Here is a 15,674-nt window from a genome sequence, read left to right as displayed (position 1 = left end):
ACACCCCACCACCCCGGCACCACCCGACCGGACCCCACCACGCCCCACCGCACCGGTGCCGCACTCGCGGGCACCCGCACACCCACCCAACCGGGCCCCGCACCCCACCACCCCGGCGTCACACGCGCGGGCACCCCCGACCCCGCTCACCCCGGCACCGCGTCCACCTCAATACCGCACCACCCCGCTCCCGGTCCGCACACCACACCACCGCACACACCCGACCCGACTCCACACACCACACCTCCGCACACACCCGACCCGGGCACTGCGGCGCCCCGACCCGACGCGCACACCGCGCACCGCGCTCCCGTCGCCCTCCCCCGCCACCTGCGCGACCTCGCGCCCGCCATCGCCCCCACCCGGGCGGGTCTGCTCCTCGGGCACGACCCCAGGTTCCCCACCCACGGCCACTCCGCCCGGATGGTCGAGCGCGACCCGAACGCCTTCACCGTGGACGTGCACGGCAACGAGCGGCACCCGCGGATCGGGGAGCGGGAGTTGTCCGTGCGGGACACCGCCGACATCATCCGGTCGTCGCAGTGGGACGGCAAGCAGCCGGTGCGGCTCATCTCGTGCCGGGCGGGTGCCGCGGACGGGGGGTTCGCGGCGGAGTTGGCGCGGGAGTTGGGGGTGCCGGTCACGGCGCCGACGCGGGACGCGTGGGTGGATGACCGGGGGCGGGTGTTCTCCAGTTCCGCCCACCACCTGCCCGACGCCCGGACCGGGCAGTACCGGGTGGGGCCGGGGTGGCCGCCGAACGGGGAGTGGCGGACCTTCCGGCCCGACGGGTCGGTGGTCGGGCACGGGCAGCCGCAGCCGCCGGGGGCGGCGGAGGTCGTGGGCGAGCCGCGGCGGGCTTTCCGGCGGGCCGCGCCGGACGCCGGGGGGCCGGACCCGTTGCAGGACATGCGGCGGCGCTACCCGCCCGCGGAGTTGGCCGCGCACCGGCTGCACGTCGACGCGGCGCAACGCGCCGACCCGCGGTTGAGGCACATCGAGCGGGACGAGCTGGTGGCGCTGCACGGGGCGATCGGCGGCTCGGAGCGGGGGCCGGTCGCGCGCGCCCTGGCCGGTCGGGCCGACGCCGACACGGCGCACCGGGTCGCCCCGCAGGTCCACAACGCCCGGGCCGCAGTGGCCAAGCTGCCGCCGTTCCACGGGCGGGCGCACCGGGTGGTGGGGGCCGTGCCCGACACCTTCCACCCGGGCAACCGCGTGGTGGACCCGGGGTTCGCGGTGGCCACGGCGCACCCCGCCCCGCCGCGGCCCGGGCAGCCGGTGGTGGAGTTCCACATCGACTCGGCGGCGGCGCGCGACGTCAGCGGGTTGGCGGGCCGGGCGCCCGGTTCGACCGCCGTGCTGCCCCCGGGCACGCCACTGGTGGTGCGCAGCAGGCACGTCGACCCCGTCACCGGGAACCTGCACGTCCTCCTGAGCGACCCGGACCACGCGGGCGGACCCACCCAACCCACCCGGTCCACCCGGCGGCACACCCAGCCCGCCTTCGACACGGCCGACACCGGGCACACCGGCTTCGGACCCGCGGGCAACGACGACAACGCCCCGGCGGCCCAGGATGAGGACCAGCGGTCGTGGGCGGAGCACGCGCGGCGGGTGGCGGAGAGCCGGGCGCTGTCCGGGGTGGACGAGATCGTCGAGCGGCGGCCCGCCCCGGAGCGGTCCGGACACGGACCCGACGCCGGGCCCGCGCGGGTGCGGCGCCCGCTGTCGGACCGGTTGGAAGCCCTGGCCGACGAGCGGCTCGATGACCTCGTGCGGTCGCGGGTGGAGGCGACGCCCGCGGGGATGTCGCTGTTCGACGCCGAGACCGGGCCGAACCAGCGGCACACGGCGCGGCAGGTGGCGGCGATCGAGGGCCGGTTCGTCGTCGACGTCCACGGTGCGGAGCACAGCGCGCGGGTGGGCCACTCGGTGCTGAGCGCGCGCGACGTCGCCGATGTGCTCAAGGCGAACCCCGACTACCGGCCCGGCACCCCGGTCGTGCTGCTGGGCTGCGGTTCCGGGGCCGTGGAGGACGGGTTCGCCGCGCGGCTGGCCCAGGCGACCGGGGCCCCGGTCACCGCCCCGAACACCGACGCGTGGGTGACCTACGACGGCACGGTGTTCGCCTCGGAGGCCCGCGGGTCCGGCCCCGGCTGGCCGCCCGGGGGCGAGTGGCGCACCCACCGGCCCGACGGCGGGTACGAGGTGCACCCCGGTCCGCACCCGCCCGGCCACACCCCCTCCTGGGGCTCGGAGCTGCCCCGGCACGCCCCGGAGACGGCGACCCGGCGCGGCCCCGACAGCCCGGCGGAGCAGGACAGCCCCGGCGATCCCGGCGACCGCACCGACAGCGCCGACCGACCCGCGTTCCCCGGGATCGACCCCGACCCGCCCGCGAACGTCCCGCACGACTGGCCCGCCGACCCGACCACCGGGTACACCATCCGCGACCGCGACCTGGACTTCCTCGGCCTCGACCGGGAGCAGGTCGAGGCGTGGATGGCCAGGGAGGCCCCGCTGGGCATGGACGCGGCGACCTACCGCCAGTGGCGGGTCTCCCTGCTGGAGGCGCTGCACCGCGACGGGGTCGACCCGTCCCGGGTGGACGTGCGGATGCGCGGTTCCGGGGCCGACTTCTTCTCCGGGGTGCACAAGGAGCTGCCCACCGAGGCCGATCTCGCCGACCACCCCGAGGCGCTGTCGCGGCTGCGCGACTGGTTCGGCGACGACCCGGAGCGCCCGCGCGGGCGTCCGTTCGACGCCATGCACCGGCTGGGCCTGGAGGAGCCCAGCGACTTCGACATCAACGTGTCCTCGGCGCAGATGTTCGAGCGGGCGCGCGCCAACTGGGACCCGGACGCCTACCCGGGGGAACTGGCCAAGGACCACGGTTACCTGAACAAGGCGCTGGTCCGGGACGAGTACCCGCACCTGCGCCAGTGGGCCGAGCAGTGGACCGCGCGCAGCGGCCGGGAGATGTCCTACGCGGTGTTCGGCGGCGATGGCCCGGCGGACATGACCCACCAGGGCTTCCACGTCCACTTCCAGGAGACCGACTGGATCGTGGCCCGACCGGGCGGTGAACCGGACAGCGGACCGGACGGCGGGCGGGGCAGCGGACCGGACGGCGGACCGGGCAGCGGTTCCGCCGGTGAACCGGGTGGCGCGGCCGAAGCCGGACCGGGGGCGGGCGGCCCCGAGCCCGACCCGCCGACCCCGCCGGAACCCGGGCAGGCGAGCGCGGTTTCCCCCGACCTGGTGGCCGAGCGCGAGTGGTCCCGGGAGCTGAGCCGCGACCTGGTCTACGGCGGCGACCCGAGCACGACCTCCGAGCAGGCCAAGTCCGCCGTCATCAGCGCGGTCACCGACCGGGTCCGGACACCGACCGACGCCCTGCTGCGCGCGGCGGCCGAGCCGCACGTGCCGGTGGCGGCGGTGGCGCGGCTCGGGGACGGCGACCACGCCATCCGGTTGCGCAACCCCGAGCACCCGTCGATGGGCGGCACCCTGGTGCACCGGTCGGAACTGGAGCCGGGGGCCGAGGGGGTCCTGCCGTTGGACGCGCCGGGGGCCGAGCGGCTGCTGCGGGAGACGGCGGTCAGCGAGCTGCTCATGTCGTGGGCGCACACGTCGAACGGCACCAACGTGCGGTCGCTGGCGATCCAGGAGGCGGCCGAGGCCGAGTTCGGCCTGCGCGGGGTGCAGGGCTGGCGGATGGACGAGGCGCTGCGCGCCGACGTCGACCGGGCGGTGGTCGAGCACGGGGCCGTGCACCGGGAGCTGCTGCGGGTGCAGTACGAGCTGACCCAGGGGGCGCTCGCGGCGCGCGGGGTCAACGCTCTGGTGCTGTACCGGGGTTACTCGTGGCCGGGGGACGACCGTCCGGAGTGGTCGCGCGCGCCCGAGGGGGCGGAGATCGACATGCCGGGGCAGCGGCCGCTGTCGGCGTGGACCGGGGACCGGCGGGTCGCCGAGGACTGGCTCGGTGGGCGTCCGGAGCCCGGGGTGATCCTGGCCGCCAGGGTGCCGCGCGAGGCCGTCCTGGCGTACCCGCAGACCGGTATAGGGTGCCTGTGGCAGATCGAGTTCGTGGTCCTGGCCGGGCGCGGCTCGGCCACCGTGGACGTCGTGCACGGAGGTGGGGGCTGATGGCGGGGCTGGAGCGCAGGCTGCGGGTGGACCTGGCGGGCGCGGTGGACCGGGAGCAGCTGGACCGGCTGCGCGAGTTGCTCGGTCTGACCCCGGCGGGGCGGCTGACCGACCGGGAGGACGCCCTGTTCGGCAGTCGCGACACCGGTGGCGGCGCGGTGCCGCAGCGGTCGCTGGGGCTCTGGCGCGACGGCGAGGAGTCCTGGAGCGTGAGCCTGTCCGCGCCAAGGGGGTCCGAAGTGGACGACGCGGAGCTGGACCGGTGGGCGCGCGAGGCGGAGGCCGCCGCGGTGGCCGCGGGGCTGCGCGTGGTGGGCCGCCGGATGATCGCGCCCAAACCCGCCCGAAGTGCCGCTGTGTCCGATGTGGACGTGCACAACGAGGACTGGTTGCGCTCGGCGGGCTGGGACCTGCCCGCGCGGCGCCTCGACGAGTTGTGGCCGGTGCTGGGGTTGTCCGGGGCGGAACCGGACGAGCACAAGCGCGCGGTGCTGCGGGCGTTCACGGCCACGCCTGCGTGGCAACCCGCGCCCGCGCCGCTGCGCGCCGAGGCGCGGGCGTTCCTGGAGGGGGAGACGGGATGACGGAGACAGAACAGGCGCAACCGGACCACGGGCAGGAACCGGACTGGGTTCCGGAGTTCAGCCACCTGGCGTCGATCGACGCCGAGGTGCGCTGGGCGGCGCCGTGGGAGCCGGGGGAGACCGCGGTGCTGCTGCGCCAGGACGAACCGCACGACGACCCCTACGAGCGGTACCACGAGCTGCCCGACGGCGGGGGCTGGTACCGGGTGCTGGAGCTGGGCCGCTGCCAGTCGCTGTTCACCGTGTCGGTGACGGGTGCGGACGCCGCACCGGTCGAGGTCGACCCGGTGGCCGGGCACATCGCCCCCGCCGAGGCGGGCGGGCTCGTGGTGCACCGCACGACCTTCCCGATCGACTACGCCAAGCCGCACCCGCCCAGGACCGCGGCCCTGGTGCCGGACGAGTGGACCGTGGGCAGGCCGACACCCGACCGGTTCGCCCGGGAGGCGCTCGCCGCCATCACCGACCTGCTCCCGCACGACCGGCGGGAGGCGACCCTGGAGTGCCGGGCGGTGGTGTGGTGCATGGAGGTCGAGGCGACCGTCACCACGGCCGACGGCACGCGGCTGGACTGGGCCGTCCCCGCCGCGGTCACCCAGTGGTTGCACCGGCTGCGCATGGTGACCTACACCCCGGACGAGGGGGCGTGGTTCACCGCGCGCCTGCGGTGGGCGCCCGACGCCCCGGTGGAGCTGGACCTCGACCACCGGACCGAGCCCGCGTGGCGGGTGGCGGCGGTGGCGGCCGACTACGCCGAGGAGTTGCGGCTGCTGCCGCGCAAGGCCGCCGCCGCGCCGCCGTGGCTGCTGGCCAGGGGGATGGCCGTGCTGCCGTCAGCGCCCAGGGGCCCGGCAGGCGAGCACGACGCGTCGTACGTCGCGTCGGGGTTCGACCTCGACGACGGGGAGGTTGTCGGCTGGTACCGCCCGGTGCTGACCGACCAGGAGACCGAACTGGTGCTCGGCTACCTCGACGCGGGCCGGGTGCTGCTGCACGGGCGGGGCGACCTGCCCGACCTGCTCGCCCCCGGGCAGCCCCGCACCGTCCCGATGACCTACCAGACCGACGGGTGCTGGGTGTGGTCGGGAACCGTGGCGCACTACCTGCGCGAGCACGGGGTGCCGCCGAGGATCGAGCTGGTCGACCACATCCGCGCCAACGCCCACACCCCCGTGCCCCCGGTCCTCGTGCCCGAGCGCGCGATGGCCAGGGGCGCCGCGCTCGCCATGGGCGCACCCCGCTCGGAGTACACCAGGCGGCGGGACGCGGCCTGGGACGACGCCGTGCGCAGGCTGATCGATTTCGCCCAGGAACACCGCGTGTCGGGCTTGTACTACCGGTTCGGCGAGGTCGTCCGGGGCGCTTGGACGCTGGGCCCCTACGGCGACGAGTACTCCGTCTTCCTGACCGACCCCGAGACCGGGTGGAGGGACCACTTCCACCGCTTCACCTCCGTGCACGACGCCGTCGCGTTCCTGAGCGGGCTCCTCTACGAACGCCGCGAGCAACTGCGGCGTGAGCCCTACGGCGAGATGATGCCGTTCGAGGTCCCGTTCGGGGTGCTGACCGACACCGACCCCGGGGTGCAGGACCTGCGGGACATCCGCGCGCTGCCCGCGCCGGACTCGCTCGTCGACCGGTGGGGCAGCCCGCAGGGCAACGTCGTGTACACGGTCGACGTGCCGTTCGAGGAGCGCGGGCACAACCAGCCGCGGGAAGCCATGGAGTACCACCGCTACCGGATGCGGCCCGGCGTGGAGGTCATCAGCGGGCTCAACGCCTTCGGCCACCGCGCCCACGTCTTCCCCGTCAGCGTGCGGGAGGCCGAGGGCCCGCCCTTCCGGTGGGTGGAAGAGGTGTCCCCGGACCACCGGCCGTGACCCGCCGGACCACGCGCGGTGGCGCAGGAGCACGCCCATGTCGGTGAGCGGGGTGCGGGAGGCCGCGGCGATCTGGGCCCGCGCGAAGGCACGCCGCGACCGGGACCCGGAACCGGCCACCGTCGAGGCGACCGCGCCGGGCATCCGGCGGCGCCTCGACCTCCCCGGGGCGAAGCTGCTGCTGGCCGAACGGGGCGGTCGTCCCGTGGGTTTCGCCCTGGTGGCGCCTCGAGCACGGACGCTGGAACTGTTCTACCTCGCCGTCGACCCCGACGCGTGGGGCAGCGGCGTGGGAAGCCGCCTGCTCCAGGACGTGGAGCAGCACGCGCGGGAGGTCGGCCGCGAGGTGCTGGAGCTGTGGGTGATCAACGACAACGAACGCGCCATCGGCGTCTACGAGCGGGCGGGTTGGGTCGGCACGGACGAGGTCGAACGCGATCCGGCATCGGGGCGACTCGAACGGCGGTTCCTCCGGCACATCGGCTGACCGCGGTCCCGCGCAGCCGGGGGATCCTCCGCGGTCGCAGCTGTCGGCAGGGTGAGGACCGAGGGGTGTGCCGGGTCGTGGAGGATCTCCTGGTCCGCCGGGCGGGTGGTGGTCGCGGTGGCCTGGGGTTCGCCGGTGCCGGTGTTGCGCACCAACCGCGGGTGCGCCCCGCTGCTCACCTGCACGCGCAGGCGGTGCCCGGCCCGGAACCGGTGGGCGGTGGCGGTGAGGTCGACGCGAACGACGCGAGCGCCGTCGGGGTTGGCGGGCGGGTCGCCCGGGCGCAGGCGGCGCGCGCCGTCGCAGAGGTTCGTGGAGCGGCCGTTCGGGGCGACGTCGCACAGCCGCAGGACCAGGTCGGTGTGGTCGAGCGTCGAGCGCAGGTGCACCGTGGCCGTGACCGGGCCGATGACGTCGAGGTCGGCGCGCAGGGGGGCGCTGGTGAAGGTCAGCACGTCGGGGCGGGCCTCCAGGGTGCGGTTGTCCTTGGCGCCCGCCGTGCCGTCCCAGTTCTCCACCGCGCCGCCCAGGGCGGGGGTGGGGTCCGCCGGGTCGTAGCGGTAGCGGTCCGGTGGCGACTCCGGTGCCGGGTCCGTCGACAACCCACCGCCGGGGTGCAGGTGCCAGTCGACCGGTGGGTGGCCGGGCGGTGGCCACTCGGGGAGGTCGCGCCACTCGTCGGCGCCGCCGACGTGCACCCGGACCGGTGCGCCCTCCGGTGGGTCGGTGCCGCGGGTCGCGGCGTCCACCCAGGCGTCGACGTCGTGGCGGTGGGCCCGGTCCACCGCGCCACGGCCGTGGTACCAGGGGCCGACGACCAGGCGCACGCGTGTGCCCGCGGCGCGCAGGGCGGCGTAGTCGGCGAGCGTCGAGGACAGGCAGAAGTCGTGCCAGCCGGTGGCCAGGTGCACCAGGCCGGGCATCCCGGGTGCGCCCGCGCGCAGGTCGAGCCGCTCCCAGTACGCGTCGTCGCCCTCACGGGCGAGCCACTCCTGGAACTGGGCGGAGCGGCGCCCGGTGAGGCGTTCGTCGGCCGTGCCGAGGGGCAGTTCGGCGAGCACCCGCTTCGACCGGCGCGCACCGCGCACGGAAGCGACCATGCCGCGGAGCAGCGAGGCGCCCGGGTGGTCGGCCTGCCACTCGACGGTGTGGACGAACCCGAGCACGACCGCGCCCGCGAACACGCCACCGGGGAAGACGAGCCCGTCGCGCAGTTCCGACGGGGTGTCCTGCAGGATCGCCAGCCGCCACTCGGGGATCTCCACCCCGGCCAGGGACCAGCAGGCCCGGCCGATCGCGCTGAGCCCCCAGGTGACGATCACCCCCGGGAACCACGCCTGCGCCCGCAGCCAGCCGAGCACGGCGGGCGCGTCTGCCGGGTCGTGGTCCAGTCCGTCGAACGCGCCGCCCGAGCCGTCGGTCCCGCGCGCGGCCTCGATGAGCACGTCCGCGCCCCGGCGGGCGAACCGCTTGGCCGTCGACGCCATCTGCCCGCGCCCGTAGGGAGTCCGGATCCAGACGACCACCCCGCGACTCGGTCCGATCGGGTGGACGTGGTCGACGAGCAGGGTGGTGCCGTCGGCGGCGACCACGGGCAGGTTCCGGTCAACGCGCACCAGGACCCCCGCCGAAGATCCGGTCCAGGTGGAAGTCGAGCACGGACACGGCGAGGTCGGCTTCGACCTGCCCGGTGAGCACCTGGGTCATCAGGCCGTCGACGAGCGCGGTCAGCGTGGCGGCCTCCCGCACCGCGTCGCGCTCCCCCGGCACGGCGCGGATCTTCTCGGCGATGAACCCGCGCAGACCCGCACCGCCCTCGCGCAGGGACTCGGCCAGCGCGGGCTCGACCACCGCCCTGGCGAGGAACGCGGTCAGCGCGGGCGCCTCGTCCTTGGCCGCCGCGCTCAGCGGCAGCATCTCCCGCAGCAGCGCCCGGACCACGTCCCGCGCGCCCGGTTCCGGCCCCAGGGCGGCGACCGCCTCGGCGATGCGCCGCTCCACCCGGTCGCTGATCGCGCGGAACGCGAACAGCAGCATCTCGTCCTTGCCGGTGAAGTAGTGCTGCACCCGCCCCATGGACACCCCGGCCTCGGCCGCGACCTGCCGCAGGGTGACGGCGTCGAGCCCCTGCCTGGCCGCGAGCCCGCAGACCGCCGCCGCGATCTGCTCCCGCCGCTCCTGGTGATCGACCTTCTTCGGCATCACACCTCCTTTTACAATGCAAGTGTATTGCATCGCGCGCGGAGGTCAACGGCGGAGATGTTCCCCTTGTGCGGGCACGGGTTTTCCGCCGCGGGCGTCACACGACCCGCGGCGGAGGTGGACCGGGGTCAGTCGCGGGGCTGTTCGGCGAGGAAGCGCTCGAACTCCGCGCCCAGCTCGTCCGCGCTCGGCACCGGCTCGCCCTCGGCGATCAGCAAGTTCTGCGTGCTCTCGGCGTAGGCGTCGTACTGCTGCTCCAGCGCCTCGACCACCTGCATGACCTCCGCGGATTCGGCCACCTGGCGGGTGATCTCCGCGTCGGTCCGCTTGGCCGTCTCGCGGAGGGCGTCGGTGCCCAGGACCAGGCCGGTCGCGGCCGTCACCGCCTCCAGCAGGCCGACCGCCGCGGTGGGGTAGGTGGTCTGGGCGAGGTAGTGCGGCACGTAGGCGGCGAAGCCCAGGGCGTCGTGGCCCGCCTCCCCGAGGCGCAGTTCCAGCAGGGCGGAGAGGTTGCCCGGCACCTGCACGCGGCTGAACGGGGCCTTCTCGGCGACCAGTTCCGGCCGGGTGGCGTGGGAGATGACCGACAGCTCGCGGGTGTGCGGGACGGCCATCGGGATGCCGTGGCCGCCCACGGTCAGCCGCACCCCCCACCGCTCGACCAGCGTGCGCACGGCGGCCACGACGGCCTCCCAGCGGCGGTCCGGTTCCGGGCCGGTCAGCAGCAGGAACGGGGTGCCCGCCGCGTCGTGCACCAGGTGGACCGCCAGTTCGGGGGCGGCGTAGTCCTGCCAGTGGTCGGTGTCGAAGGTCATCGGGGGGCGGCGGGCGCGGTAGTCGATCAGGTCGTCGACGTCGAAGCGGGCGATCACCCGGTGCTCGTGGACCTCCAGGAGGTGCTCGACCAGCGTGGACCCGGCCGAACCGGCGTCCATGAAGCCGTCGAAGTGGTGCAGCAGGACCGTCCCGTCCAGGTCGGGGACGTCGGAGTCGACCTCGAACAGCTCGTCCGGGCTCTGTGCCACCTGGTACCTCCCACGCCATCACCTGCACCTGTCCTGGAAGGTCAGCGCTGCGGGGGCACCCGGTATTCCCGAGGTCGGGCGGAAGATCGGGCGGTTCCGGGGATCGGGCGTGTGGCGTGGGTGACACGGACAGGGGTGGGGTGGGGGCTTAGCCTGGGCGGGTCCGGGGTGTCAGCTCAGCGGGGAGCGTGTCGTGGCGGTCGTGGCGGTCGGTGGGCGTGAGTTGACCTACGTGCGGCGTGGGGCCGGTGAGCCGCTGCTGCTGATCCAGGGGATGGCCGGGCACCACGGGCTGTGGGGCGAGGAGTTCCTGTCCCTGCTCGCCCGGGACTTCGACGTGGTGGCGTTCGACCACCGCGGGGTCGCCGGGGGCGGGCGGGTCGACGAGCCGTTCGGCGTGCGCGACCTCGCCGAGGACGCCGTGGGGGTCCTCGACGGGCTGGGCTGGGAGTCGGCGCACGTGCTGGGGATCTCCCTCGGCGGGATGGTGGCCCAGGAGCTGGTCGTGGCGCACCCGGAGCGGGTGCGGTCGCTGGTCCTGGGCTGCACCTACGCCGGGCCCGACGGCGGGGCGCTCGACGGGCCGGGGCCGGTCCGGATGATGACCGCCGCCGCCACCCGCGACGTCAGCAAGTCCCTGCGGGCGGGGTACGAGGCGAACCTGTCCCCCGAGTTCCGGGCGGACGAGGCCGAGTTCGAGCGGTTCGTCGAGGCCGTGCTCTCCGAGCAGGTGCCCGCGCCGGTGATCGCCCTGCAGATGCAGGCCGCGTTGCAGCACGACTCGGTGGCGGGGCTGGCCGACGTCCGGGCCTCGACCCTGGTGATCCACGGGACCGAGGACGAGATGATCACCCCCAAGAACGGCGACCACGTCGCGAGCCTGATCCCGGGGGCCCGGCTGGAGGTCTTCGAGGGGGTCGGGCACCTGTTCTGGTGGGAGCGGCCCGAGCGGACGGCCGAGCTGGTGCGGGAGCACGCGCTGGGCCGCTGAACCGCGCGACCGCCACCGGCCGGGGAGGCCGGTGGCGGTCGGTGGGTCACTTCTTGCGCTGCTTCTTCTCCCGCACGCGGACCGAGATGCGGACCGGGCTGCCGGTGAAGCCGAACTGCTCGCGCAGCTTGCGCTCGATGAACCTGCGGTAGCCCGCCTCCAGGAACCCGCTGGTGAACAGCACGAACGTGGGCGGGCGGGTCTGCGCCTGGGTGGCGAAGAGGATCTTGGGCTGCTTGCCGCCGCGGACCGGGGGCGGGGTGGCCGCGATCAGGTCGGCCAGCCACGAGTTGAGCTGCCCGGTGGAGATGCGGGTGTCCCACGAGTCCAGGGCGTTGCGCAGGGCCGGGGCCAGCTTGCGGACCGCCCGGCCGGTCAGCGCCGAGACGTTGACCCGCTCGGCCCACGGCACGCGGACCAGGCCGCGGTCGAGTTCCTTCTCAAGCTGGTTGCGGCGGTCCTCGTCGACCAGGTCCCACTTGTTGAAGGCGAGCACGCAGGCGCGGCCCGACTCCACCACCATCGTCAGCACCCGCAGGTCCTGCTCGGCGATCGGCTCCGCCGCGTCGAGCAGCACGATCGCCACCTCCGCGGACTCGATGGCTGCCTTGGTGCGCAGCGACGCGTAGTACTCGGTGCCGCTGGCGAAGTTGACCCGCTTGCGCAGTCCCGCGGTGTCGACGAAGCGCCAGAGCTGGTCGTCCAGCTCCACCAGGGAGTCCACCGGGTCGACCGTGGTGCCCGCGACCGAGTCCACCACCGAGCGGTTCTCGCCGGTCAGCCGGTTCATCAGGCTCGACTTGCCCACGTTGGGCTTGCCGACCAGGGCCACCCGGCGGGGGCCGCCGACGGCACCGAAGCGCTCCCGGGGGGTCTCCGGGAGGGCCTTGAGGATGGCGTCGAGGAGGTCGCCGGAGTTGCGGCCGTGCAGGGCGCTGACCGGGAACGGCTCGCCCAGGCCCAGGGACCACAGGGCGGCCGTGTCGGCCAGCAGGCGGTCGTCGTCGACCTTGTTGGCGACCAGGATGACCGGCTGCTTGGAGCGGCGCAGGACCTTGGCCACGGCCTCGTCGGTGGTGGTGGCCCCGACCGTGGCGTCGACCACGACGACCACCGCGTCGGCGTGCTGCATGGCGTACTCGGCCTGGGCGGCGATGGCGCCGGGCAGGCCCTCCAGGCCCGGTTCCCAGCCGCCGGTGTCCAGGACGGTGAAGCGCTTGCCCGCCCACAGCGCGTCGTAGGCGACCCGGTCGCGGGTCACGCCGGGGATGTCCTGCACCACCGCCTCCCGGCGGCCGAGGATGCGGTTGACCAGGGTGGACTTGCCCACGTTCGGTCGTCCGACGATCGCCAGGACGGGTACGGCCACCGCGTCGTCGGCCGCGTCCTCGTCGAAGGAGTCGGCCAGGGCGGCCCAGTCGGACTCGTCGGACCAGGTGCCGTCGAGCACACCGTCTGGATCAGTCATCGTGTCGCCTTGTTCTGCTGGGACGAGGGCTGGCGCCGCTCGTCGAGTTCGCGCACCAGGTCCGCGAGGCGGCCCCGGATGGTCTCGGTGGCCCGGGTCAGGCCGGTGCGCCCCTTGCCGACCTCCAGGTCGAACGGCTCGCCGACCAGCAGGTCGACGACGGGGCGCAAGCGCCGCGGGGAGCCCGCGGGCCGGTGCGTGCCGCGGCTGGCGACCGGCAGGACGCGCGCCCCGGTGGTGCGCACCAGCCAGGCCGCGCCCTGCTCGGCGGCGGACACGTTGCCCGCGCCGCGGGTGCCCTCGGGGAAGACGCCGACCAGGCCGCCACCGCGCAGCACGCGCACGGCGGACATCAGCGGCGCCCGGTCCGGGGTGCCGCGGCGCACCGGGATCTGCCCGATGCCGCGCAGCGCCCCACCGAGCGGGCCGCGGAACAGCTCGCTCTTGACCAGGAACACCGAGCGGCGCGGCAGCATTCCGAAGATGAGCTGCGGTTCCATCAGGGAGCTGTGGTTGGCGACCAGCACGACCGGCCCGGCGGGCGGCACCCGGTCGCGGTGGTGCACCCGGGTGCGGAACGCCGGGCGGTGCAGGTGGCGGGCCGCGAGCCTGGCGAGGTCGTGCAGCCGGGGCAGGGCGTCGGGCGGCAGGTCCGGGGCCTGCTCGCGGCTCACCGCTCGGCCCCGCACAGGCCGCGGTCGCGCACGATCTCCAGCAGTTGGGCCAGCACGGCGTCGATGCCCAGGTCGGTGGTGTCGACCTCGACGGCGTCGACCGCGGGCCGCAGCGGGGACACCGCGCGGGTGGAGTCGAAGGTGTCGCGGCGCTGCACGTCGGCCTTGGTGGCGTCCACAGTGGAGACGCGCCCCTCGGCGGAGTCCTGCGCGGTGCGCCGGGCGGCGCGGGCGTCGGCGGAGGCGGTGAGGTAGACCTTGAGCGGGGCCTCCGGGGCGACGACGGTGCCGATGTCGCGGCCCTCGACGACGATGCCGCCCAGGGTGGCGCGGCTCTCGCCGATGATCCGCCGCTGCCGGGAGACCAGCAGGTCGCGCACCCCGGCGACCGCCGACACCGCGGACACCGCGGCGGTGACCTCGGGCCCGCGGATCTCCGCGTCGACCGGTTCGCCGCCCAGCAGCACCGCCGACTCGCCGGGGTCGGTGCCGATGCCCAGGTCGACGCCCTCGGCCACGCGCAGCACGGCCGCGCTGTCGGCGGGGTCCACCCCGGCGCGCAGGACGGCCAGCGTCACCACCCGGTACATCGCCCCGGTGTCGAGGTAGCCGGCCCCCAGCGCCCTGGCCAGCCCGCGGGCCACGGTGGACTTGCCGGTGCCCGAGGGTCCGTCCATGGCGACGACCCCGCGCAGTTCACCCTGTCCCACCGCTGCCGCTCCCCTCGTCCGACCGGCCACTCCGACTGGCCGCGCAGCGCCCCATTCTGCCTGCCCACCCCACCCGGGGGACCCCGCGCCCCTCCCAGCGGGCCTGCCACCGCCCTCTCGACCGGAGCAGATCGGAGACTTCCCGTGCGACGACAGGTATCCCTGTGGGGCGTGGCGGCAGGCGGGACCCGGTGCGGTGCGCGACCCAGGGCCTGCCCTCAACCTGCTCAGCCAACCCCGGAACCGGCGGCCCGGCTATCCAACTGCCCGGGTGGGCGAATGCGCCCGGCGGCCAACCAGCCACCCTCGCAACCGGCGGCCCGGCTACGCCCCTGCCCGGGTGGGTGGATGTGTTTGGTCGGGGGTGGCGATCATGTGCAAGCCTGTCCTGGCGGTGGGGCATCCCTTCAGCCCCACCCTGTCACGCTGGGCCACATGATCGCCGTAGGGGCCCCGGCCAAGCACATCCACCCAGCCGGGCACCCCCACACAAAGACCGGCGGGGTGGTCGAGGACCCGGCGACCCGACGCGGCCGCGGCGGTGTGAGCCGCGCCGGTCACCCGCCTCACGCGGTCACGCGCTCCGGGAGGGCGTGTTCGCGGGCGTGCTGGTCGAGGAGGCACTCGAGCTTGCGCCGAGTGTCGGAGTGGCGGTGCGGGATGTGCAGGAACATGCGGATCTGTTCCGGGCCGTCCAACTGCCAGGAGTGGGTGTCGAAGACCAGACGCCCGACGGTGGGATGATTGACCTCTTTGTGGCGCATTCTGGAGTCGAGCACCTCGTGGCTGTACCAGAGCGCGGCGAACTGCGGGCTCCGTTCGCACAGAGTGGTGACCACATTGTTGAAGAGCGGGTCGTCGTAGTGCCCCGCGGCGCTGATGCGGAACTGGGCTACGGCCATTCGGGCCATCAGTTCCGGCTCGGCGTAGCGCGACCAGATCTCGGGGTTGGTGAAGAAGCTGATCAATAGATTGCGGTCGTCGGGGGTGAACCCGAAGACCAGCGCGGCCGAGGCGTTGAACCCGAGCAGGTTCCACAGGCTGTCGACCACCAGCGCCGGGCTGGGCAGGCACTCGTCCACCACGTGCCGCAGGTCGACGGTCGTGCGCTCCCCCACGGCGACCGTCGGCTGCGGCGGGGTTATCCCCAACAACTGGTACAGGTAGCGGACTTCCGACCGGTCCAGGCACAGCGCCCGGCCGATCGCCCTGGCCACCGATTCCGACACGTTGATGTCGCGGCCCTGTTCGAGCCAGGTGTACCAGGACGTGCCGATGCCCGCGAGCACGGCGACCTCCTCGCGGCGCAGACCGGGCGTGCGCCGCCTGCCCGCCGAAACGGACAACCCGAAATCAGTCGGCGATAATCGTGAACGCCGGGTCTTCAGGAAGTGCCCCAACTCTTCCCGCTGCCGACTGTTTCCCCCACTTTTTGCCATGCGACCGAGCATCACCCCCGGAACGGGCGCTTGTCAAGCCGCAGTGCATCTGGTAATCG

12 protein-coding genes are annotated in these 15,674 nt (G+C 74.7%); 5 read left to right on the top strand and 7 right to left on the bottom strand.

The window, feature by feature from the left end; genetic code table 11:
• The first annotated feature begins 423 nt into the window (after positions 1–423).
• Genes L6E12_RS27650 through L6E12_RS27635 form a run of 4 tightly spaced genes read left to right on the top strand, consistent with a single transcriptional unit; the run spans position 424 to position 7,106 of the window.
• A complete protein-coding gene (locus L6E12_RS27650; RefSeq protein ID WP_236230853.1) occupies positions 424–4,155 on the top strand; it encodes a hypothetical protein in 3,732 nt (1,243 codons plus the stop codon).
• Entirely contained in the window at positions 4,155–4,739 is a 585-nt protein-coding gene (locus tag L6E12_RS27645) for a hypothetical protein (protein WP_236230852.1), read from the top strand. The genes L6E12_RS27650 and L6E12_RS27645 overlap by 1 nt, the downstream gene beginning before the upstream one ends.
• On the top strand, positions 4,736–6,619 hold the full coding sequence (locus L6E12_RS27640; RefSeq protein ID WP_236230851.1) for a glycohydrolase toxin TNT-related protein: 1,884 nt from the start codon (positions 4,736–4,738) through the stop codon (positions 6,617–6,619). The genes L6E12_RS27645 and L6E12_RS27640 overlap by 4 nt, the downstream gene beginning before the upstream one ends.
• A gap of 37 nt (positions 6,620–6,656) precedes the next feature.
• Positions 6,657–7,106, top strand: a complete 450-nt coding sequence (locus L6E12_RS27635) for a GNAT family N-acetyltransferase (protein ID WP_236230850.1) — start codon at positions 6,657–6,659, stop codon at positions 7,104–7,106.
• Here the strand turns inward: L6E12_RS27635 and L6E12_RS27630 are convergent.
• From L6E12_RS27630 to L6E12_RS27620, 3 genes are all read right to left on the bottom strand, one after another.
• Complete coding sequence (locus L6E12_RS27630) at positions 7,013–8,722, bottom strand: CocE/NonD family hydrolase (protein ID WP_236230849.1); 1,710 nt, start codon at positions 8,720–8,722, stop codon at positions 7,013–7,015. The two genes, L6E12_RS27635 and L6E12_RS27630, sit on opposite strands and share 94 nt — an antisense overlap.
• Entirely contained in the window at positions 8,712–9,308 is a 597-nt protein-coding gene (locus L6E12_RS27625) for a TetR/AcrR family transcriptional regulator (protein WP_236230848.1), read from the bottom strand. The genes L6E12_RS27630 and L6E12_RS27625 overlap by 11 nt, the downstream gene beginning before the upstream one ends.
• 128 nt (positions 9,309–9,436) lie before the next feature.
• The gene (locus tag L6E12_RS27620) at positions 9,437–10,333 is read right to left on the bottom strand and encodes a proteasome assembly chaperone family protein (RefSeq protein ID WP_236230847.1); all 897 of its coding nucleotides are present in this window, start codon (positions 10,331–10,333) and stop codon (positions 9,437–9,439) included.
• Positions 10,334–10,526: 193 nt separating this feature from the next.
• Between L6E12_RS27620 and L6E12_RS27615 the strand changes: the two genes are divergently transcribed.
• On the top strand, positions 10,527–11,324 hold the full coding sequence (locus L6E12_RS27615) for an alpha/beta fold hydrolase (protein ID WP_236230846.1): 798 nt from the start codon (positions 10,527–10,529) through the stop codon (positions 11,322–11,324).
• A 46-nt stretch (positions 11,325–11,370) separates the two neighbouring features.
• Here L6E12_RS27615 and der read toward each other — a convergent pair whose 3' ends face one another.
• From der to L6E12_RS27595, 4 genes are all read right to left on the bottom strand, one after another.
• Positions 11,371–12,792, bottom strand: a complete 1,422-nt coding sequence (gene der / locus L6E12_RS27610) for a ribosome biogenesis GTPase Der (RefSeq protein WP_236230845.1) — start codon at positions 12,790–12,792, stop codon at positions 11,371–11,373.
• Positions 12,789–13,466 carry a 1-acyl-sn-glycerol-3-phosphate acyltransferase gene (locus L6E12_RS27605; RefSeq protein ID WP_236230844.1) on the bottom strand — a complete coding sequence of 226 codons (678 nt, stop codon included), beginning with the start codon at positions 13,464–13,466 and terminating at the stop codon, positions 12,789–12,791. The genes der and L6E12_RS27605 overlap by 4 nt, the downstream gene beginning before the upstream one ends.
• Positions 13,463–14,143 carry a (d)CMP kinase gene (gene cmk, locus L6E12_RS27600; RefSeq protein ID WP_236230854.1) on the bottom strand — a complete coding sequence of 227 codons (681 nt, stop codon included), beginning with the start codon at positions 14,141–14,143 and terminating at the stop codon, positions 13,463–13,465. Before cmk ends, L6E12_RS27605 begins: the two co-directional genes overlap by 4 nt.
• A gap of 599 nt (positions 14,144–14,742) precedes the next feature.
• Positions 14,743–15,615, bottom strand: coding sequence for a helix-turn-helix transcriptional regulator (locus tag L6E12_RS27595; protein WP_255683513.1), 873 nt, complete (start codon positions 15,613–15,615; stop codon positions 14,743–14,745).
• Positions 15,616–15,674 lie beyond the last annotated feature (59 nt).

This window comes from Actinokineospora sp. PR83 (assembly GCF_021056305.1).
GTDB lineage: Bacteria > Actinomycetota > Actinomycetes > Mycobacteriales > Pseudonocardiaceae > Actinokineospora > Actinokineospora spheciospongiae.
Note: the sequence above shows the minus strand (reverse complement) of the source record. Positions and strands in the feature narration are given on the sequence as shown.

Excerpts from the sequence above, each read along its gene's own strand:
- L6E12_RS27650 (WP_236230853.1), top strand. The coding sequence starts at position 424 with ATGGTCGAGCGCGACCCGAACGCCTTCACCGTGGACGTGCACGGCAAC.
- L6E12_RS27645 (WP_236230852.1), top strand. The coding sequence starts at position 4,155 with ATGGCGGGGCTGGAGCGCAGGCTGCGGGTGGACCTGGCGGGCGCGGTG.
- L6E12_RS27640 (WP_236230851.1), top strand. The coding sequence starts at position 4,736 with ATGACGGAGACAGAACAGGCGCAACCGGACCACGGGCAGGAACCGGAC.
- L6E12_RS27635 (WP_236230850.1), top strand. The coding sequence starts at position 6,657 with ATGTCGGTGAGCGGGGTGCGGGAGGCCGCGGCGATCTGGGCCCGCGCG.
- L6E12_RS27625 (WP_236230848.1), bottom strand. The coding sequence starts at position 9,308 with ATGCCGAAGAAGGTCGATCACCAGGAGCGGCGGGAGCAGATCGCGGCG.
- der (WP_236230845.1), bottom strand. The coding sequence starts at position 12,792 with ATGACTGATCCAGACGGTGTGCTCGACGGCACCTGGTCCGACGAGTCC.
- cmk (WP_236230854.1), bottom strand. The coding sequence starts at position 14,143 with ATGGACGGACCCTCGGGCACCGGCAAGTCCACCGTGGCCCGCGGGCTG.
- L6E12_RS27595 (WP_255683513.1), bottom strand. The coding sequence starts at position 15,615 with ATGGCAAAAAGTGGGGGAAACAGTCGGCAGCGGGAAGAGTTGGGGCAC.